This is a genomic window from Bacillus sp. ChL18, from assembly GCF_026241425.1.
Lineage (GTDB): Bacteria > Bacillota > Bacilli > Bacillales > Bacillaceae > Bacillus > Bacillus velezensis.
The window spans coordinates 841951-861327 of the sequence record NZ_JAPHWE010000001.1 but is presented as its reverse complement, the minus strand read 5'-3'; the positions used below and the strand labels follow the sequence as shown (position 1 = coordinate 861327).

The 19377-nt window shown below is 46.6% G+C and carries 26 protein-coding genes; 6 read left to right on the top strand and 20 right to left on the bottom strand.

The genetic code is table 11. The annotated features are described in order from the left end of the window. Positions 1-43 precede the first annotated feature (43 nt). The gene (locus tag OQ477_RS04565; RefSeq protein ID WP_007612009.1) at positions 44-1447 is read right to left on the bottom strand and encodes a S41 family peptidase; all 1404 of its coding nucleotides are present in this window, start codon (positions 1445-1447) and stop codon (positions 44-46) included. 146 nt (positions 1448-1593) lie between these two features. On the opposite strand from OQ477_RS04565, the gene OQ477_RS04560 reads away from it, so the two are divergent. Together OQ477_RS04560 and OQ477_RS04555 are read left to right on the top strand one after the other, a co-directional pair. Further along, the gene (locus tag OQ477_RS04560) at positions 1594-2295 is read left to right on the top strand and encodes a class I SAM-dependent methyltransferase (protein ID WP_007407947.1); all 702 of its coding nucleotides are present in this window, start codon (positions 1594-1596) and stop codon (positions 2293-2295) included. 92 nt (positions 2296-2387) lie between these two features. Then, complete coding sequence (locus OQ477_RS04555) at positions 2388-2639, top strand: hypothetical protein (RefSeq protein ID WP_007407946.1); 252 nt, start codon at positions 2388-2390, stop codon at positions 2637-2639. 43 nt (positions 2640-2682) lie between these two features. On the opposite strand, the gene OQ477_RS04550 is transcribed toward OQ477_RS04555, so the two are convergent. Together OQ477_RS04550 and deoD are read right to left on the bottom strand one after the other, a co-directional pair. Further along, entirely contained in the window at positions 2683-3501 is an 819-nt protein-coding gene (locus OQ477_RS04550) for a M15 family metallopeptidase (RefSeq protein ID WP_007407945.1), read from the bottom strand. Positions 3502-3584: 83 nt separating this feature from the next. After that, the gene (gene deoD / locus OQ477_RS04545) at positions 3585-4283 is read right to left on the bottom strand and encodes a purine-nucleoside phosphorylase (RefSeq protein WP_003153702.1); all 699 of its coding nucleotides are present in this window, start codon (positions 4281-4283) and stop codon (positions 3585-3587) included. Positions 4284-4419: 136 nt separating this feature from the next. Here deoD and OQ477_RS04540 point away from each other — a divergent pair, with 136 nt between their 5' ends. Continuing rightward, positions 4420-4545, top strand: a complete 126-nt coding sequence (locus OQ477_RS04540) for a hypothetical protein (protein WP_003153701.1) — start codon at positions 4420-4422, stop codon at positions 4543-4545. Positions 4546-4599: 54 nt separating this feature from the next. Here OQ477_RS04540 and OQ477_RS04535 read toward each other — a convergent pair whose 3' ends face one another. The 3 genes from OQ477_RS04535 to OQ477_RS04525 all read right to left on the bottom strand — a co-directional run bounded on the left by OQ477_RS04535 (position 4600) and on the right by OQ477_RS04525 (position 5838). Next, on the bottom strand, positions 4600-4920 hold the full coding sequence (locus OQ477_RS04535; RefSeq protein WP_003153700.1) for a YodL domain-containing protein: 321 nt from the start codon (positions 4918-4920) through the stop codon (positions 4600-4602). Between the two features lie 59 nt (positions 4921-4979). Then, positions 4980-5591: a phosphatase PAP2 family protein gene (locus OQ477_RS04530; protein WP_265971556.1), complete on the bottom strand. Its 612-nt coding sequence runs from the start codon at positions 5589-5591 to the stop codon at positions 4980-4982. 73 nt (positions 5592-5664) lie between these two features. After that, positions 5665-5838: a YozD family protein gene (locus OQ477_RS04525; protein ID WP_003153696.1), complete on the bottom strand. Its 174-nt coding sequence runs from the start codon at positions 5836-5838 to the stop codon at positions 5665-5667. 117 nt (positions 5839-5955) lie between these two features. Here OQ477_RS04525 and OQ477_RS04520 point away from each other — a divergent pair, with 117 nt between their 5' ends. Continuing rightward, complete coding sequence (locus tag OQ477_RS04520) at positions 5956-6099, top strand: hypothetical protein (protein ID WP_012117771.1); 144 nt, start codon at positions 5956-5958, stop codon at positions 6097-6099. Here OQ477_RS04520 and OQ477_RS04515 read toward each other — a convergent pair. The 14 genes from OQ477_RS04515 to cgeC form a co-directional block, all read right to left on the bottom strand. Beyond that, the gene (locus OQ477_RS04515; protein ID WP_003153690.1) at positions 6096-6776 is read right to left on the bottom strand and encodes a hypothetical protein; all 681 of its coding nucleotides are present in this window, start codon (positions 6774-6776) and stop codon (positions 6096-6098) included. The two genes, OQ477_RS04520 and OQ477_RS04515, sit on opposite strands and share 4 nt — an antisense overlap. 631 nt (positions 6777-7407) lie before the next feature. Next, on the bottom strand, positions 7408-7632 hold the full coding sequence (locus OQ477_RS04510) for a YozE family protein (protein ID WP_003153684.1): 225 nt from the start codon (positions 7630-7632) through the stop codon (positions 7408-7410). 74 nt (positions 7633-7706) lie between these two features. After that, the gene (locus OQ477_RS04505) at positions 7707-7985 is read right to left on the bottom strand and encodes a YokU family protein (RefSeq protein WP_044802198.1); all 279 of its coding nucleotides are present in this window, start codon (positions 7983-7985) and stop codon (positions 7707-7709) included. Next, complete coding sequence (ablA, locus tag OQ477_RS04500) at positions 7982-9403, bottom strand: lysine 2,3-aminomutase (RefSeq protein WP_265971555.1); 1422 nt, start codon at positions 9401-9403, stop codon at positions 7982-7984. Before ablA ends, OQ477_RS04505 begins: the two co-directional genes overlap by 4 nt. Next, a complete protein-coding gene (gene ablB / locus OQ477_RS04495; protein WP_265971554.1) occupies positions 9400-10272 on the bottom strand; it encodes a putative beta-lysine N-acetyltransferase in 873 nt (290 codons plus the stop codon). Before ablB ends, ablA begins: the two co-directional genes overlap by 4 nt. Continuing rightward, the gene (locus tag OQ477_RS04490) at positions 10235-11542 is read right to left on the bottom strand and encodes a peptidase (RefSeq protein WP_265972421.1); all 1308 of its coding nucleotides are present in this window, start codon (positions 11540-11542) and stop codon (positions 10235-10237) included. Before OQ477_RS04490 ends, ablB begins: the two co-directional genes overlap by 38 nt. After that, positions 11508-12203, bottom strand: coding sequence for a 3-oxoacid CoA-transferase subunit B (locus OQ477_RS04485; RefSeq protein WP_007612023.1), 696 nt, complete (start codon positions 12201-12203; stop codon positions 11508-11510). Before OQ477_RS04485 ends, OQ477_RS04490 begins: the two co-directional genes overlap by 35 nt. Then, positions 12188-12877, bottom strand: coding sequence for a CoA transferase subunit A (locus OQ477_RS04480; RefSeq protein ID WP_265971552.1), 690 nt, complete (start codon positions 12875-12877; stop codon positions 12188-12190). Before OQ477_RS04480 ends, OQ477_RS04485 begins: the two co-directional genes overlap by 16 nt. Positions 12878-12883: 6 nt before the next feature. Next, complete coding sequence (locus OQ477_RS04475) at positions 12884-14215, bottom strand: aspartate aminotransferase family protein (protein WP_082998641.1); 1332 nt, start codon at positions 14213-14215, stop codon at positions 12884-12886. Positions 14216-14462: 247 nt separating this feature from the next. Next, positions 14463-14909 carry an AraC family transcriptional regulator gene (locus OQ477_RS04470; RefSeq protein WP_265971551.1) on the bottom strand — a complete coding sequence of 149 codons (447 nt, stop codon included), beginning with the start codon at positions 14907-14909 and terminating at the stop codon, positions 14463-14465. Positions 14910-15046: 137 nt separating this feature from the next. Beyond that, complete coding sequence (locus tag OQ477_RS04465) at positions 15047-15193, bottom strand: YjcZ family sporulation protein (RefSeq protein ID WP_014418145.1); 147 nt, start codon at positions 15191-15193, stop codon at positions 15047-15049. A gap of 78 nt (positions 15194-15271) precedes the next feature. Then, the gene (locus OQ477_RS04460; RefSeq protein WP_110124204.1) at positions 15272-16051 is read right to left on the bottom strand and encodes a GNAT family N-acetyltransferase; all 780 of its coding nucleotides are present in this window, start codon (positions 16049-16051) and stop codon (positions 15272-15274) included. A gap of 38 nt (positions 16052-16089) precedes the next feature. Then, positions 16090-17361, bottom strand: coding sequence for a glycosyltransferase family 2 protein (locus OQ477_RS04455; protein WP_265971548.1), 1272 nt, complete (start codon positions 17359-17361; stop codon positions 16090-16092). A 64-nt stretch (positions 17362-17425) separates the two neighbouring features. Further along, the gene (gene cgeC, locus OQ477_RS04450) at positions 17426-17725 is read right to left on the bottom strand and encodes a spore maturation protein CgeC (RefSeq protein WP_323054496.1); all 300 of its coding nucleotides are present in this window, start codon (positions 17723-17725) and stop codon (positions 17426-17428) included. Between the two features lie 210 nt (positions 17726-17935). Between cgeC and OQ477_RS04445 the strand changes: the two genes are divergently transcribed. Together OQ477_RS04445 and OQ477_RS04440 are read left to right on the top strand one after the other, a co-directional pair. Further along, a complete protein-coding gene (locus OQ477_RS04445; RefSeq protein WP_029326144.1) occupies positions 17936-18367 on the top strand; it encodes a hypothetical protein in 432 nt (143 codons plus the stop codon). Positions 18368-18373: 6 nt separating this feature from the next. After that, entirely contained in the window at positions 18374-19330 is a 957-nt protein-coding gene (locus OQ477_RS04440; protein ID WP_265971545.1) for a CgeB family protein, read from the top strand. The last annotated feature ends 47 nt before the right edge of the window (positions 19331-19377 follow it).

Sequence of the window (19377 nt, the reverse complement as noted above, 5' to 3'; positions counted from 1 at the left end):
CAGAAAACACCCAATGCGTGAGCGGCGCATCGGGTGTTTTTTACTATTTCATATTCTTATTTAATGTTTCAACGGCTTTTTTCATTTGTGTATCGTTGTCCGCAAGCTGTTTTTGCAGATCCGTCATCAATTTTGCCGTTGTGTCTCCCGTTACAATGCCTGTTTGTTTCAGTTTCTCTTTTGCTTGGAATTGTTTAACGGCTTGTTCAAATGCTTTATCATACGTGCCGTTTACTTTCACGCTGTACCCCAGCGCTTTCAGCATTTTTTGCGCATTGGTGACGGTGGTTCCGGAATCCCCGTATTTGTATGTTTTTTTCGCATCTAAATACGGCAGGTTCGCATATTCAGGAAGCTTAACCTGATATTGCGGTTTGATGCCTTTTTTATGAATCCACTCTCCGTCCGCTGTGAGCCATTTAGCGATTGTCAGTTTAACGGTAGAACCGTCGCTGTAATCTTTTGCCGTCTGCACGGTTCCTTTTCCGAACGTTTTTTCGCCGATCAGCGGAATGCCCGATGATTCATGCAGCGCAGCCGACATGATTTCCGCGGCGCTCGCGGTGCCGTCATTGACAAGGACGACTGTCGGTTTTGTCACTTTGCGCTCTTTCGTCGCTTTCATGACCTCTTTCGTGCCGTCTTTGTATTCGACCTGCATGATATTTTTCCCTTTATCGATAAACATGTTGCTCATTTTGATGGCTTCATCCATCAGTCCGCCCGGGTTGCCCCTTAAATCGAGAATGTATCCTTTCGCTCCTTGTTTTTCGAGGCTGTCAATGGCTGAATTCAGCTCTTTTGCCGTCGATTCGGAGAAGGATGTGATTTGAATTTCGCCGATGTCTCCTTTTTTCATTTCAGAGTACACCGTTTCAACCGGGATGGTGTCACGTTTGATCGACAGGTTCAGATCGCCGACACCCGCTCTGTGCAGCACAAGCTTGACGTTTGTTCCCTTTTTGCCGCGGATTAATGCGACGGCTTCGTTTACATTAAGGCCTTTAACGCTTTTGCCGTTGACCTTCAAGATCTGGTCATTCGGTTTAACCCCCGCTTTTTCCGCGGGTGACCCTTTAATCGGCGATACGATCAGGATGCTTCCGTCCTTTTCTTCCACTTGTGCGCCGATGCCTTCAAACGAAGCGGAAATTGTTTCTTCAAAAGACTTTCCTTCCTGCGGGTCCATATAAGAAGAATATGGATCATCCAGGGAACTGATCATGCCTTTTATCGCTCCGTCTACTAATTTGCTGTCATCTGTTTTTTGATAGTAATCACTTTTAATCTGCTCGTAGGCTTTATTGAATTTCTCAAATTTGCTGTTCGTCAAAGCAGCCGAGCCTTGTCCGAAAATGGTCGTATTGCCCGTGATAAACAGCGTAAGCGCCGAGGCTGCGACCGCAGTGATCAATATAATAAAAAACAGTTTAAATTGCCGCTTCAAGAAAACACCACCTTTTTATTCTTACATTATTATCATAGACGAACGCTCATTCGTCAACTTCAAACGTGAGGCGCCCTTCTTTCCCGTTTACCCAAACCTATGCTTTTCTCTCAACATATGCTGAGGAAAAAAGGAGGATTCGGCCTTTGAGCAAATATTTAGAAATGCTGTCCTTATTCGGAGTCGGAGGGGCTCACCCCGGCGGGCTCGCTTTTTCCAAAGCCGTTCTCACAAAAGCGGCTCCTCCTCCTGGCGAACCGATTCTTGACGCCGGCTGCGGAACGGGACAGACGGCCGCTTATCTCGGCCACCTGCTGTACCCCGTCACCTGTGTTGATAAGGATCCCCTTATGCTTGAAAAAGCAGCAAAACGATTTGCCGCTGAAGGCTTAACCATTCCGGGCTATTTGGCGGAGCTTGAGCGGCTTCCGTTTGCTGAAAATCAATTTTCCGCCGTTCTTTCCGAATCAGTTCTCACCTTTTCAAACCTTGATTCATCGCTGTCTGAAATCCTGCGGGTCCTTAAACCCGGGGGTATGCTGATCGGCATTGAAGCTGCTTTACAAAAGCCCATGCCGGAAAACGCCATCACGCAAATAAAAGACTTCTACGGTTTTACCGTATTGCAGGATGAAACGGCATGGAAACAGAGATTGCTTCAGCAAGGCTTTCAGAAAGCGGATTTCATTCCCGCTGTCTATGAAAACAATGCGCAGGAGCCGACTACAGAAATGGATTTATCGCCCGTTATTCAGCCGGTTCACTACGATACGCTGACGGCTCATTACGAGCTTATGCAGACGTACCGTGAATATATGGGACACTGCGCTTTTGTCGCTTACAAGTAAAACGGCAATTGTCCTCCTGTTTTCGTCCAACCTTTTTACCGCACTCTATCATAAGCTGACATAGAAAGATAGGTTGGATAGGAGGAGAAAAGATGCAAAACTATTATCATCTTTGCCGGCAGCACCAGGGAAAAGTAGCAAGAATTACAGAACGAAACGGCAGAGTCCACGTCGGAAGAATCGTACGGGTGACTAACAGCAAAGTGTATATCGCCCCTGTCGGCGGCCGTCACAGAGGATACGGGTTCGGCTATTGGGGAGGCTGGGGAGGCTGGGGAGCAGCCTACGGTATCGGCCTTGGTTTCATTACCGGATTTGCGCTTGGAGGTTTACTCTTCTGGTAATAAAGAAAGCCCGCTTTCTATTTTTCAAGCGGGCTTCTTCTTATTACACTTTCTTTACTTCATTAAAATATTCTTCAAGCGTTAATTGATGGTCATGGATGGCTTTTGCCGCTTTTTTGCCTACATAGCGTAAATGCCATGGTTCATACTCATACTTTGTGACATTTTCTTTGCCTTTAGGATAGCGGATGATAAAGCCGTATTCATACGCATGGTCTTTCACCCATTTGCCGTCTGCCGTGTTTCCGAACGCTTCATTCAGCTCATATCCGTTGCTTTTGCTGGAAATGTCCATGGCCAGCCCCGTCTGGTGTTCGCTTTGTCCTGGATATGCGACGGCTTCTTTCGCCTTTTTTTCACCTTTCAGACTGACTTCATTATCGAAAATAACTTTCTGTCTGTCATAAGAGCGGTATCCTGAAACGGCAACCAGGTCATAACCTTCTTTTTTCCCGGCGCTGAATAGTTCCGCCAAAGCATCGGCGGCAGGTTTGCGGATATATCGTTTCTCGATTTTCTCAGTAAAAGAAAATTCGACTTTCGGGATCACGAGATCATTCGGTTTATAATCTCCCGGCAGCGTGTATGTCTTATTCACGAGCGCAAGTGTATTTGTCGGGTTTTGAATGGTCTCAAGCCCGTTCACTTCTTTAATATCATTAAAATATTTGCTCTCCAATACAAAATCGCTGTTTTCTGCCTTCGTTGTTTTTTTGCTTGATGTGTCATCTGATTGTTTTGTTTCAGCTGCTGTTTTTGTGTCCTTGTGGCTGTCGCCGCCTGAAATGCTGCAGCCGGTTCCCACGATTGCGGTTACGCTGAGAGCGGCAGCGAGCGAAAACCATTTAGTGGATTTCTTCATTTTACACTTACCTTTCTTTTTTTGAATCAGGGCGATGCATAAAGAAGAGGGCTGCTTTAATCAGCATAACCCTCATCTCAAGTTTACGATACAGTATGCAGCGCCAGTTTAATCATATCATGAAAAGTCGTTTGACGCTCTTCTGCCGTTGTTTCTTCTCCCGTTAATACGTGATCGCTTACAGTCAGGATAGACAGCGCTTTTTTTCCGTATTTAGCGGCAAGCGTATATAAAGCAGTCGTTTCCATCTCTACGCCGAGAACGCCGTATCTGGCAAGCTTTTCGATTTGGGAGTCTTCATTGTAAAACTGATCGGCGGTGAATACGCTTCCGACCGCTACGGGAAGATTGTTTTTTTGCGCTTCCTGGTACGCTTTATGAAGCAGTTCGAAGTCTGCGCAAGGAGCATAATCTACACTGCCGAAGGCGACACGGTTCATCTGTGAATCCGTTGAAGACGTCATAGCCAAAATCACGTCACGCACCTTCACGTCATTACGGATGGCTCCGCATGAGCCGACTCTGATTAAGTTTTGAACATCATAGCTTTGAATCAGTTCATTCACATAAATAGAGATAGACGGAACACCCATGCCGGTGCCTTGGACTGATACTTTTTTGCCGTTATATGTACCTGTAAATCCGTACATTCCTCTGACTTCATTATAGCATTCCACATTTTCAAGATAAGTTTCCGCAATAAATTTCGCTCGGAGCGGGTCTCCCGGCAAAAGCACTGTATCCGCAATTTGGCCTTTTTCTGCGTTTATATGTACACTCATTTCCTTTTCCTCCTGCCTATTCAAACTCCCACCCATTGTACACTGAATAACGGTAAGAGACAATCATCAGCATGATCAGGGCGATCTTGGGCAGAATATGCGGGATGACAAGCCTAAAGAAAAAGGAGTGAACATAATGGGCAAAAAACAGCGCAACCGGGTGACCGGCCAGAAAAAGAACAATCACGTGCCCGTTTCAGACGTCATTGCAGCTGATGAAGCGCATGGAAAAGAGCATTCCGCCGCTAAACGGAAGCCTTAACACTGTCTTTCCCAGACAATACGGAAGCCGGCTGAAGATTCAGCCGGCCCCGTCTTACCTCGGCTGGACGAGCAGCCGGTTAATTTTGCTCCATCCCGCAGGGTTAAGCCTGTAATAGGTCTTTCCTTTTCTTCCTTCGTCTATGAGTATGACATCTCCGGTCGCTATGAATCTGGCTTGATAGTCGTTTGGGACCGTATCAGGCACATTAAAAACAGAAAATGCCCTTTCCAGTGCGTCTTGATGATTGTCAGCGGCCAACTCTGTCCGATAGACGACCCTGTATCCCTTTTTCTCGCCGTAGCGGGGTGTTTGAAAAATCGTCACATCATAGGCACAAGTCTTTTTTTTAAACACGGGCAGCGATAACAGCATCAAGATCCCTCCCTCTTATTTCTTAATAGTATTAGCGTTTTTTCTCATTTCTCCTGTCTCTATTTTTGTCGAAACGGATGATACTTTTCGTCAAAGAGCGCAAAAATCGAAACGAGGCAAAGTCCGAGACTGAATCCGGCAAGGACATCCGTCGGAAAATGCGCGCCCAAATAAATTCTGCTGAGTCCGATCAGAATGACGAGAACTCCGGTAAAGACGGTGACAGCCCGCTTTCTTTTCGTAAAAAACGGAACATGCTTGATCAAAAAGTAAGCGATGACGGGATACACCACTGCCGAATTCATGGAGTGGCCGCTCGGAAAACTGTATGAGGTTTCATGGACGAGCGGTTCAAAAGCGGGTCTGGCTCTTTCAATCAATTCTTTTATTTTTATGTTTACAATCCGTTCAATGAGAAAGAGAAGCGGCAAAAAAACAACATCCGGCGTTTTTTTGTACATATACAGAGCCGCGCCTGTCAAAAGAAGAAGCGGCAAAAGCACCGCGGTCGTGCCGAGCTCCGTTATCCATAACATCAATTCATTCAGCCAGGCAGCCCTGATCCTGACAGCCGCTTCTATCACACGCTCATCAAAAACCCGGACGGCTTCTATCCGGATCGCTGCTGCGAGCAGAATAAACAATGCGAAAAGACTTGCTGGCTTGTACAACGTTTTCCCCCCATGTTTCATTCTCCCGAGCTGATTGAAAAAACCGAAGCTTTTTCACTTCGGTTCCGCAGTTTCAGTCTTCATCAAGCTCTTCGTCTATCATACATTTTTCTAATAAATAATCAAAGGTGATGTCGGCTATTTCGAAGATTTCCTCTTCACTCGGTATGTACCCGCGCATAGCAAGCTGACTGTAAAAATAATCAGCTATTTCTTCTGTGTCAATCACAAGATCTATTTCTTTCATGCAAACACCGCCTCCTTTTTTATGTTTTATGAAAAAACCGTTCAAATTATACCCGAAAGTTCTAAACGTTTTGTCCGCTCATATACTTTTAAAAAACAAGCCCCGGAGGGAGAAAAGATGATGACGAAAATGATGGCTTTATTGGACGGAGATGGATTTGATATCGTATTGGAAAAAGTGCTGAAAGGAATGTCGTTTGTAATCTTTGCCGGCTGTCTGCCCTGGTTTTTATATGTCACCGTCCGTTTTTTTGCCGGCTAGCTGAAATGCTCCCGCAGGCTTTCCAGCACAAAATTCATCATATCTTTATATTCTTCGTCACCGAACAAATGATAAAGAATCTTATAATCGTTATAAATATCAAGCAGCTCATCTACAATCGATACCGCCAGCACATGCAGGGCATCGGGATCATCAGCATCGCCTTCAAACTGAAGAAGAGCAGACGCGACGGTATCCTCGCCGATCTCATGAGATGCTTCCCCAACATAGTGGACAAACAGCAGCTGATGCACAAACTGATCCATTTCATATTTTCTCAGAACCAGCGTGAGATCCTCTTCCTCCGTTTCAAGCCACTCTCCGTCTTTCAGCCGAGTCAGCTCATAAATAATATCCTCCCAGCCATCCTCTAAATATCTCCATATTTCAGTTCTGTGGCCGATGACACGGAATAATTCCTTTCCGTAGTCCTTTACATATACGACGTCGCCGATCAGAAATTCATATTCAATATCCAATTTCTCCATATCGACGATCACGCCCTCATAATCTTTATAAAGCTGGATGGACGATTCAAAATAAAGCACTTCATTATGATTGACTTCGTAAAGATAATGTTTATCAATTTGATGAACCTTCGTAATGGTGCCGACGGTTCCGTACATCACGACGACCACGATGTCTCCCACTTGAAATTTCGGTTTATCTGGCTTCATGCTGTCTCCCCCTTGCCGCGGACTGTCATACGCTATCGTATGCCGGCCGCCATAATTTCGCATGGGCATGAAAACCACAGGAAATATCTATTTCTGCACCTGTTCAAAATGTCAAAAACCGCAATATGCTTGTGCGTTTTTTCACTTACCGTAACAGAAGCGTCTGATGACATTCCGCTCTCGATCGACTGAGCAGTAACAATGCTGAAACAAAAAGCTTCTATTTTTTATGAGTTTTTGTATGACGCAAAGGTAAATACCCGGCCCGAAGGCACTCGGCTTTCAATGAAGCCACAACTTCAATCCGCTTCAACCTTGTCACATAAAATCCCCTTTTCCGTCCAAACGTCAGTGCCTCATCAGTCTTACCTAATGGATCATTTGATTCCCCTCACTTCATTTAAATGTTTGATTATTTCTCCGTGAAAAGAGGCTCCTTACACGGGACCCGCCGGCAGCAGGCTGATCCGGTGAACTCTGCAGCTATACATTCTACTGCCTTATGATACGTGCCGTCAGGAAGATTTGTTTACGTGCTGATCAAAACGGACGCGTTGCGGGATTTGATCATACGGCACCTCATAAGCGAGTGATTTCAACAGAAAAAAACCACACAATGTGCGGTTTTTCTTCAGGCGTGATGCACCTCGGTCTCATATTTTTCCCAAGCTTCATCAAATGTCGCCATCGTTTCTAAATAGTCGGCGCTCAGTTCTAAATAAGAACTGAGCTCGTGATAATCGCTTGACGTTTTCGGAAAGCCGTGATCTTCGTATGCCTGATTCGCAAACCGGCTGATTGCGTCCTGCGGCTTGGGATGCCTGTATTTCATCAAATAGTGATAAAAGGATTTCATGGGTTTCCCCTCCTGATGACTGTCTTTTGTTGTACTATTATACAATTCAAGTGTGAAATTACAACAAAAGAAGACTAGGAGAAGTCAAAATAATTCCGTTTCAAGATCCGTTCTGTCTCCATCAGCTCTTGATATGTGAGTGTTTCCGGTAATTTTTTTGCGTCGACTAAAAAAAGCTGATTTTCGATTTCCGCTATGACCGCTTCCTCCTGATAAGTCATGCCGCAGGAGGAACAGGCGAATGTAGGTGTTTCTGTAATTTCTATGGCCCTCGTACCGTCAGGAAGCTCCCAGTACACAGCCGCCTGACAAGCTGACGCCTTCTGATTGCCGCACCACTCGCATGGCTTCACGGCGACTCACCTCCGACTTCCGATCCTGCTTTTTGCTCTTTCTTTTGCTGTGCAATAAATTTCTTTTCTTTCAATTCATCTCTCTTTTCCCTGCGGTCTTTCAGCGTTTCATGATCAGGGTTTGATGTAAACGTTTTCCTCCTGTCGATCCTCGATACATTTTCCGGTGTGAACGAAACCTCTTTGTCCGCGAAAATGGCGCTCAGTCCGACCGGCTCGTGTTTGGCCATCGTTCCCGGAAAAACAGATTCAAAATAGTCGTCGGCTTGATTCGGGATATAGTTTTCCGGCTCGGGATAAGATGTAATCACCCCTTCGAAGTTTCTGATCACAACTTTCTCCGGACTTTGGGAGAGCAAGTAGTTCGGCTGCAGGGCGATTTTACCGCCTCCGCCCGGGGCGTCGACGACAAAGGTCGGCACGGCAAAGCCCGTTGTGTGGCCCCTCAGTCCTTCAATGATTTCCAGCCCTTTTGACACAGGCGCTCTGAAATGGCCGATTCCCTCTGACAAATCACATTGATAAATATAATACGGACGCACGCGGATTTTCACTAAATCATGCATGAGTTTTTTCATAATCGGCACCGAATCGTTAATCCCTGCTAAAATAACGGCTTGGTTTCCGACCGGAACACCTGCGTTAACGAGCTTTTCACACGCCGCAACCGATTCTTCCGTCAGTTCGATGCTCGTATTAAAATGAGTGTTCAGCCAGACCGGATGATATTTTTCCAAAATATGACAAAGGTTATCCGTTATCCGCTGCGGAAATACGACGGGCGCTCTCGTTCCGATCCGGATAATTTCAAGGTGGGGAATGTCGCGCAGGTTTTTCAAAATATATTCCAGTATCTGATCGTTGATTAAAAGCCCGTCTCCGCCGGAAATCAGGCAGTCACGGATTTCCGGCGTCTCCCGGATATAAGCGATGGCCGCATCAAGCTGTTTTTTCGGCACCCCCATTCCGATCTGTCCGGAAAAACGCCTTCTGGTGCAATATCGGCAATACATCGAGCATTGATTTGTCACCAGAAAAAGAACGCGGTCGGGATAGCGGTGCGTAAGACCGGGAACCGGTGAATCTTCATCTTCAAACAGCGGATCTTCAAGGTCATATTTCGTTTTGTGCATTTCTTCTGACAGCGGAACGGACTGCATGCGGATCGGGCATCTCGGGTTATCGGGATCCATTAAAGAAGCATAATAAGGCGTAATGTTCAGGGGAATGGTCTTTACAGACATCCTGACGCCCTCTTCTTCCTCTTCGGTCAAATGAATGACTTTTTTCAGGTCATCGACGGTTCTTACAGTATGGGTGAGCTGCCACAGCCAATCATTCCACTTTTCTTCCGGCACATCTTTCCACAATTCAATCTCCTTCCAATGACGCTTCGGCTGAAACCATTTGTTTGTCAAACGAATTCCTCCTTATGAATGGCCAAACGTAAAGTCTTGCACCATATATTCATATTTTCGAGCCCTTCTGAAATGCGGCAGTTGTTCACAAGCCTGCCTCTGTAGCCGTATCCCGCATGGTACAAAACGGCATTCATCCCGTAAGACGCTGCACGGGCCAAGGAAAAAAGATGGATGATTCCCCGGCCCGCGAGTTCCTGCTCCAACGCTTTAAACAGGTTTGCCGTTACGGAGTTCCCCCTGTAATCTGACAGAACCGCGCAATCGGTCATTTCAGCGTGCCCCAATACCGGATTGATATCTGCGCTTGCCGCCCCAATGAGACGATCCTGATCGAATGCGGCATAATAGATGGTGTTTTCTCTCATTGTTTTTTTAATATAAAGGGTATTAAAGACAGGAGTCGGATAGGTAAGAAAAACATGTTTATATAAGTGCGTTAAACGGTCTGCATCATCTTCGTCCGCTTTTCTGAACATCAGCGTGCTCTCTGTCTGAGTCAGTCCCCGCCGCGGTGTCTCATATAAACGGTCAACAGTCGAATCTTCTGATACATATGAATCTGACCGTCTCCGTTCCTCTGCTAAATAGCGCACCATCACAACAGCCTCATGCCCGTTGTAATACCCGTCTATGACACCCTCAACAATAAAAAGATGCTTGACAAATTCCGGCTCATCGCCGCGCTTGGCAAAGAAAATTACCTTTTGGGCTCCTTCTTGCTTTGCTTCTGCCAAAACGGCCGGAATAAGCGCCGTAATCTGCCCGTCATAACGAATGACTCTGAGCCGCTCATTGAAACGGTCTGCATCAATCTCGGCCGCTCCCTTTTCAGCCCTCAGTTCCTTTATCAGCTCCGTCACCCCCATCTGCCACCCCGCACCATTCCATGATAAAAAGAGAAATGATTTTGACGGCATCGATTAACGCCCGGATTTCAATGTATTCATTCGCCTGATGCGCCGCCTTGACTTCTCCAGGACCGAAGACGATGACCGGCGTCTGTCCCGCGTGCTGCAAAAGCCCTCCGTCCGTTCCCCACGGGGACGCTTCTCGAACCGGTTTTGCCCCTTTCATTTTCTCAAAAGAAGATTCCAGAGCGGAAATCAGCGGATGCTCATCCGGGAGATCATTCGGAAGCCACTGAGCCCCAAACCATTCTATTTCCGCCGGGTGGTGTTTAAACCATTCATCCCGGTACTCCAAATCTTTCAGCCAGCTTGCCAGCTCTTCTTTTACTGCTTCGGGCGTTTCATCCGGAGCTATTCCGCACCTGCCTTCTATCACCACACGGTCAGCTACCGATGATGGCCACGTTCCCCCTTGGACGATGCCGATATTAATGGGAACCGGAATCGGAACGTCCCGATAAAGCGGGTCTGTGATACGGGCGTTGCGGACGTGTTCAAGCTCTTTAATGGCTGTGATGACATGCAGGCTTTTTTCAATGGCGCTCACCCCTTCATAGCGGGTGCCGCCGTGTGCGGACAATCCCCTTACCGTAATGCGGAACCACATAGACCCTTGCTGCTTAACAAACAGCTTTAAATTAGTCGGTTCGGGAATAAGCGCCCCGTCAGCCTTGTAGCCCCTCATAACAGCCGCCAGTGTTCCCGCGCCGCCGCACTCTTCATCTACGACACTTTGAAACAGAACATCTCCTTTTAATGTAATCCCGCAGGCTTCAAGCGCTTCTAACGCAAACAAGAGGGCTGTATTGCCGCCTTTCATATCCGTTGAACCGCGGCCGTAAACTTTGCCGTCCTTTTCAACAGCGTTAAACGGTTCATACGTCCATGCGGCGGGATTTCCTTCCGGGACAACATCAATATGTCCGTTCAGTATCAGTGATCTTCCGCCCCCGGCCCCTTTCTTTACGGCTGTGATATTCGGGCTTTCATGGAAGTCTTCGCGTTCCGATACAAAATAAGCATGCTCTTTCAAATGTTTGACACTCGGCTCCCATACATCAATATCCATGTCGAACTGTCTCAGTTTTTCTAAAACGACTGCCTGTGCGTTAAATTCATGGCCGAATGTGCTTTTTTCCCCGATCAGCCGTTTCAGCAGGCTTACCGCTTTTGCTGTGTTTTCTTCCGCCCACTCAGTGACTTTCTTTTCTAATTGATCCATGGACAGACCCCCTTTTAAGAAAACATTCTCCCAATCTGATTTCGGCATCCGTTGTTTGAATGACATCGTCTATGGTCGTGCCATTCAGCAGTTCCTCAAGAACAAAAGCCCCATCATCTATGCTAATGACGGCTTTCTCTGTAATGATGAGATCTGCACAGCCCGCTGCTGTAAGCGGCAATGAACAGCTTTCGACCAGCTTCGGCCGGCCTTTCTGATCGGTGTGGCTCATGACGACAACCACTTTTTTCGCGCCTTGGGCAAGCTCCATCGCCCCGCCCATTCCTGGCACTTTTTTCCCCGGCACGAGCCAATTGGCGAGATCACCTGTCCTGCTGACTTGGAGCGCGCCTAAAATGGTAATATCTATCAGCCCTTTTCTGATCATGGCAAAAGACAGAGCTGAATCAAAATAGGAAGCACCCTTAACTGTACTGACAGGAAACCCGGCCGCATTGCATAAAAGCTCATCCTCCTCTCCGCGCTCCGGACTGCCGCCGATCCCAAGGACGCCGTTTTCCGCCTGCAGCATTACCTCCATGCCGGCCGGCAAAAAGTTCGGCACTAAAGAAGGAATGCCGATCCCCAGGTTGACAATCATACCTGAGGTAATTTCACTGGCGGCCCGCCTCGCGATACTCTCTCTTTCCGCTATTCCCAAGCCCATCTCCACTTCACTCCTTCACTTTGCACGACACCCTCCACGAAAACGCCCGGCGTTACAATATGCTCGCTGTCAAGTTCGCCGGCAGGCACAATCTCTGCCGCCTCAGCAAATGTTCTTTCGGCCGCCGCAGCCATCAGAGGGTTCATGTTGCGCGCCGTTTTGTCAAACGTCAGATTCCCGAATTCATCAGCAGTATGTGCGGACACAAAAGCGAAATCAGCCGTCAGCGCTTTTTCAACTAAATAGGACTTCCTGTCAATCGTTACGGTTTCTTTGTTTTCACAAACGGTTGCGTTATCAATGCCGATATCAGTTAAAATACCGCCTAGCCCCGCTCCGCCTGCGCGAATCCGTTCAGCAAGCGTCCCTTGCGGCGAAAATTCCACCTCAAGCGCTCCGTCAGTCATTTGTCTGCCCGCGACAGGATTTGAGCCGATATGGGAAGCAATCAGCCTTTTTACCCGCTTATGAACGATAAGCGGGCCGATGCCGATTTCCGGAAATCCGGCATCATTGCAGATGACGGTCAGCTCTTTAACGCCGCTCTCCAAAATCGCTTCGATTAATGACGGAGGTGAACCCACTCCCCCAAAACCGCCGAACATAATGACAGATTCGTCCTTGACACCGGCAATTGCTTCATGAATATCGATTTTTTTATGAAAAATAGACATATCAGCTCAGTCCTTCTTCATCATTTTTTCAACTTCTTCTGCGGCCTGGGAAAATAGATCTGACAGCTCATCCAGCTCGGCATATGAAATCGTGAACGGCGGGGCGATGATGACGGCGTCTCCTTCTCCGCTGTCAATGCCGGGCTTTGCAGGATAGATAAGCAGGCCTCGTTTTTTTGCCGCTTTAATGATTTTTTCGGTGAAGGCCTGTTTTTTCGAAAAAACGTCCTTCGTCGTTTTATCCTTAACGAATTCAACCCCGATCAGGAGGCCTTTACCGCGGACATCCCCGATCACCCCGCTGCGCTCTTTGATTTCTTCTAATTTCCGCTTCAGCATTACGCCTTTTTCCTCTGACTGCCGAAGCAGCTCGTGTTTCTTAACATAGCGAAGCACTTCAAGCGCCGCTCTTGCACAGTATGGGTTGGCACTGTACGTATGCCCGCTCATAATGACCCCGGAGCCCCGCTTGATCGTTTCAATGATGTCATCAGACGCAACGGCTGCCGCTATCGGAGCGTAACCGGCGCCTAACCCTTTTCCGAGCACCGCGATATCAGGTGCGATCCCCCAATGCTCAGAAGCAAGCATCCGCCCTGTTCTCCCGAGCCCCGTCATGACTTCATCCGCGATAAACAAAATACCGTGCCGGCGGCAGACCTCCTCAAGCGCTTCATAATAACCTGCCGGCGGAGTGATGGCTGCTCCGGCTGCTCCGACAATCGGTTCTGCGACAAATCCCGCGATAAATGAGGAACCGATCCGCTGAACAGCCGTTTCCAGTTCAGCCGCCGCAGCTTTCACAAATTCCTCTCCCTGCAGCTCAGAACGATACATATTAGGTGCTGAAACGGCCGGAAACCGTTCGAGCAGCTGGGTGAAGCGATATCTCCGTTCGTAGAACCCCGATAATGAAAGCGCTCCCAAAGTAATGCCGTGGTAACTGCCCCATCTTGATAGGAAGACGGATTTTTGGTATTGCCCTTTTTCCTGCCAATATTGAACGGCCATTTTCATCGCTGTTTCGACTGCCTCTGAGCCGCTGTTTACAAAAAATGACCAATTCAGCCCGCCCGGCAGATGATCGGCCAGAAATAAAGCCAGTTCTTCTGCCGGAGTACTGGTGAATTGCGAGCGGTACACAAACGAAACGGAGTCAAGCTGCTCTTTTAAAGCTTGTATAATATCCTCCGTGCCGTGGCCGATATTGCAAGTGACCGCCCCCGATGCTCCGTCAAGATACTTGTTCCCCTCCTGATCATACACATATGATCCATTTCCATGACTGACTGACGGATAATTTGCGTCAAGCTCCGGTTTGATTAAATAGCTCCCCATATCTTTCCACCTCGAAAACCCATTTGCTTCATTGTATGAACAGATGAATAACCGCATTCTTATCCTTCAGAAAGTTTTTTGCAGAAAATACCTTTCTGTGAAACAGGCTGCCGGAAATGTTCCGACAGCCTGAAGAGCGTTCTGGAAATTCTATTTCTATTGTTGATTTTATTCTTTGCTCAGTTCATCATCACATCATTTTTGATCTGAATCAGTATAAGCAGAAGGCGGAAAATTCCCGTCTTCTTTACTGTATGGGAATCAATATTTCACACAAATGATGATTCACCTTTTGTAAAGTATACCTTTCGATAATGGGCTGTTCTCTGATTGATAAATTATTTTTTTCGATCTCAGAAAAAACAGTATTCCAAAATCCACTGACTGCCTCTTTTGTATGATCAAGCAAGAAGACAGCGTACTTCCCTCCGGAAAATGTACCGATCCGGGCTGGTTCAGGCACTTGGTCTTGATTGATAACAAGACAAACATCATAACGGCATTTCTCTTTAGGAGTACGATTCGGATGGTCTTGCGGAATTCCTAAAATGACAGAATGATCAAGCAGACCATTCAATTGCGCCCAGTTTTTAAATGACTCCATCAGTTCTTTGTTTTGCTTTCCGCCATACTCTCCGATGTTTCGGAAATAAGCAATTCTTGATTCAGGTAATTCTTCAATCGTTATGTTCACATTTTCGCCCCCTTCTCCAGAAAGGTAATATGTATTAAAATGTTTTTCAAGCTGATTTTTCAGCATGGAAATAACAAAAAGCCTGCAGAAAGTGATGTTCTCTGCAGACTGATTTTCATTATAGGATTTTTTTCAGTCTAACAAATAAAAGCCGCACCGACGATGATTAATAAAATAAACAATACCACGATCAGCACAAAAGTGCTGGTTCCGCCTCCGCAGCCGCCGTGCCCGTAACCATAGCCAAAACTTCCGCAACCGTAGCCATATCCGTATCCGTACATACGCAAATCATCCTTTCTTCTTACGATATACGGCATTGTATGCGGGCCAACTCCCAATTGGTTTATGCGAATGCCCAACTATGTAAGAAAATAATGAAAAATTGTATGCACGCGCCGAAATCTTTTGAAGCCGAGTTTTTCATAAAAGCGGTTTACACCGTCCATCCCGGACGTCACAAGGTATACGGTTTCCATGCCGTTCAGCTTTGCCGCCGCCATCAGCTCATTCATCAATATCGATCCGTAGCCTTTTCGTTGGAATTGATCCAGAATTGCGACTTCTTCTATTTTTGCGGTTTTATCTGCTTTGTTGATGAAAAGCTCTCCGCAGCCGATCGGAATCGTTTGCGAGGCGTCGCTGTAGCACACGACAAGCATAACCGTTCCGTCCTTATACAAAGGATATTTCCGCTCAAGCTTTTGTTCGGCCGCCGCCTCGCCAATGTAAAGGGCATCATAGATGTTCATAATAGACGACCCGTCGGCGAGGCTTTTTTCCGTTCCCCAAGCAGTGAGCGGGTGTCCGGGCTGCAGGTCCCCATTTTCCAGTTTCCTTGCAAAAAACAGCTCATCTTCCACTACGCAGCCCTGCTTTACCAGAGTTTGTTTCAGAAGAAGCGGAAACGCGTGCTCCGGAGCCGCTTTCACATGAATATAATTGGCTTGAAGCATGCCCGGAACGGACGAAAAAAACGGCAGCAGTTTGTCTAACGGAAATGTACGGTGCAGCTGAACAAAGTTATGCGAAAAAATCTGCGGCAAAAAAGGGTCCGTATATACACTGAAATGCTCGAACCTCTGAATGCCGGAAGTAAGCTCTATATACTGCTTCTCGGTTTTATCAAATTGATCGGTCATAAAAGCTCTCCTTTTCCTTACACATCCAACTGCATCTCTCAACCTTTTGTTATATTGAGATTTCTCATAATTTCATCGTACACCGGATAGAACGGCATTCCAATTGGTAATTGTTTAATTTGCTGAAAGGAAATGGGCATCGCCTTCTGATTCGCAAAAAAGCGTTTCGCTACGTCATGACTGATCGGATGGAGAACCCCTCTCAAATAAACATAAAAGTCCCGTTCAATGCGAAACAGCATTCTCCCGGGCAGATGTTGAATACAGCCCGATGTCCCCCGGCTGATCGGCGGACCGTCCGGAAGCGCTTGTATTTCGTCCCGTTCTAAAGCCGGGATGTCATGCCGTTTAAATCGGTAAAAGCGAAATGCGCTATGATCAACCAGCCTTTTCTCCCCGTCTTCTATAAAATAAACATGAAACTGATCCCTGACGAGCTGAAAATTCGGAATACTGCCGGAGTTCTCTTCCTCATATTGAAATAAAAACGGATCCGGAATGACGACGGTTCGGCCTTCATATAACGTATGCCAGCGCTCGTTTACAGGCTTCCTTTTATTTCGGTCAAGCTGATATACTTTCTGGTCCGTCCCTTTTACAAAAGACCCATCGATCAGGACAGACGGAAGCGATTGATACGTGTTCTGAAATGAGTGAGGTGTTTTATAGGTCGTATCCAACACTTCTTTTATCGGCAGAAATGATGTAAATGTGTTGAGCCTGCTCCAAAAAACAGAGTCTCCGTGATTCCAATGCATAACATCTTCGTCCCAAAAGCTGCCGAACTTCTCTTTCACACGCTCAAGCAATGATCTCCGGTGCATCACTGAACAGTGATCAACGAGAAAAGCGGCCTGATCAAGCACCTCTTCAGCAAAACGATAGAAGTGGAATTGTTCTGTTCCACGCCCGTTTACATGTATCACCTTCTGGCTGGAATAGACGGCATCAAACTCGCTGCATTGATTAAGCGCTTCCGCCATGCGGCTGAGCCTATCAGGATGAAATACGGTGTCGTCTGTCAAATAAGTGATGTATTCGCCTTTAGCCCGTGAAAGCGCATCATTAATCAAAACGGCATACCGGGTCGACTTCAGCCGTTCGGCAGGATTGATAAAACTGTTGTCATAATATATGCGAGGATCTTTTATATACGTACTGATGGCAGCCGAGGTTTCTTCATTTGAATGATCATCCATCACAAACAGCTCCCAATTGCTGTAGGTCTGATGCAAAACACTTTCAATCGCCTGTTTCACAAGATCCGGTTTGTTGTAACTCGTTAAGATAATTGAGATCTTCTTTTCCATCCCATCACCCCTTCTGTAAAACGTAAAAAACGGCTCCGAAAGAGACAGATCCTGATATCCGTTATTAAAAAGCACCCCAGCTGACGATGCTTGAAATCGCGACGTTTGATCTCGTATTATTGAGCGGATTTTGAAAAACGGCCAAATCTGACAGCACTTCTTTGACTATTACGTTTTGCAGTGTGCTGCCGTTAATCAGATTGACGCGTGATACAGGAACCCCAAGCTCTTTTGCCATTACAAGCTGACGCCGCAAATCTGAATGATCTCCGGACGGCTGACGGGATAACAAAAGAAGAAGAAGCAGTACGAGCTGAAATTCCTCCTCAAAACCCCCATGTTTTACAGCTTCTCCTAAATCCAAAATATTCCTCTCCTTCATTTTTTAATCTATACAACGTATGTCATACTCTTACAATCCGCATAGGCAAACAAAGCCTGATTCGAAAATTCAGCTGTTTGATTAAATATTGAAAAAAACACAAGCAAAACGGCATTCGACTTATACCAATCTCTTCAATCAGGAATATGAATAAACGTGAGGTTGAAATTGTTAAAGGAGGTGTATGTCCGCATGAGCGAGGATCGTTTGGAGCTTAAAAAGAACTTATTGAAGACTCTTTTAGCCCCTGTATTTGACAACAGCGCTTTATCTGGCGGTACAGATGGAGGAGATAACGTGAAAAACAGCGTAAAAGAATTATTGGAATCGGCAATTGATGCAAAAGTAGATGAAGCAGCGGCGAAAGACAGTCTCAGCGCACAATCTGTATTGGGGAGCGGTATTTCATTAGCGGCGAGATGGATTTTTGCAAGAATCCAGCCCGGCACTGTCATCAGCATTGTGATGGATTCAGGAGACATGATCGGCCCGGTTCAATTTGTTGCCTTTGACGAAATTCACGGAATCGTTTTTGTTACACAGGAAAATTCCGTTACACCGGCAGGCTCTGCTACAACATTGCTTGACGTCGACAAAGTTGAAAGTGTCACGTTCACTTCGTAACAGCATATGAACGTTTTATATATCCGTTCAGAATATAAAGGCATATACACGTATTTTGACCGCTGGATCGAGGAAGGCTTTTTACAGTCTTCCGTCCGCTTTTTTTCTGTTTCTGAGTTTGAGGAAGATACCATCCGCAGTATACGGGCATTCAAACCAGACATCAGTCTGATGATGACGGGAGACCGAATTCCGTCTGAATGGCTTCAATGGCTGAAGACAGAACAGATTCCCGTTTATCTATGGATGACGGAGGATCCTTTTTATTTCGATGTGAGCATGACAATCGCCCCTTTCGCCGATGCCGTTTTGACGATAGAACAAAACGCGCTTGATGCTTACCGGCAAATGAGCTTACAGCACGTATATTATGTCCCGATCCCCGTTAATCAGCGGCTTTTTAAGAAACAACCTGCTGAAGCTTCTCTTCACACAAATCTCCTTCTGATCGGATACCCGTATCCGAATCGCGTTGAACTGGTGAAAGCAGCGGCGAAGCTTCCGTATACGCTTCGTATTATCGGGAAGGGATGGCGCAGACATCTGCCTAAAAAAATCGCCAGGCAGCAAAATGTGCTCGTAATGGATGAATGGATTGCACCCGAACGTGCCGCATTATATTACAACAGCGCAGACGTGGTCTTAAACCCTCACCGTTCTTATCGGTTTGCGCTCAATCAGAACGGACGCGGCATCGAAAATATCAGTTTAAATACGAGAAGCTTAGACATTGCGGCTTGTCAGGCCTTTCAGCTGACAGACCTTTCTCCCGCGCCCCCGTTTTCATCCTTTGTTTCTTACAGCGGGCTTGCGGATTTTGCGGATAAGATCCATTTTTATATGACAAACCCGGGTGAACGTAAACAAATCGCGGCGCTTAATTATCAAGAGACAGTACCGGCGTACACGTATGACCGGCTGCCGGCTGTGCTTACGGCTATCCGTTCCAAGACTTTCTCATGAAACGCTCTTCACATCAAAAAGCAGCTTGGATAAGCTGCTTTTTTTAT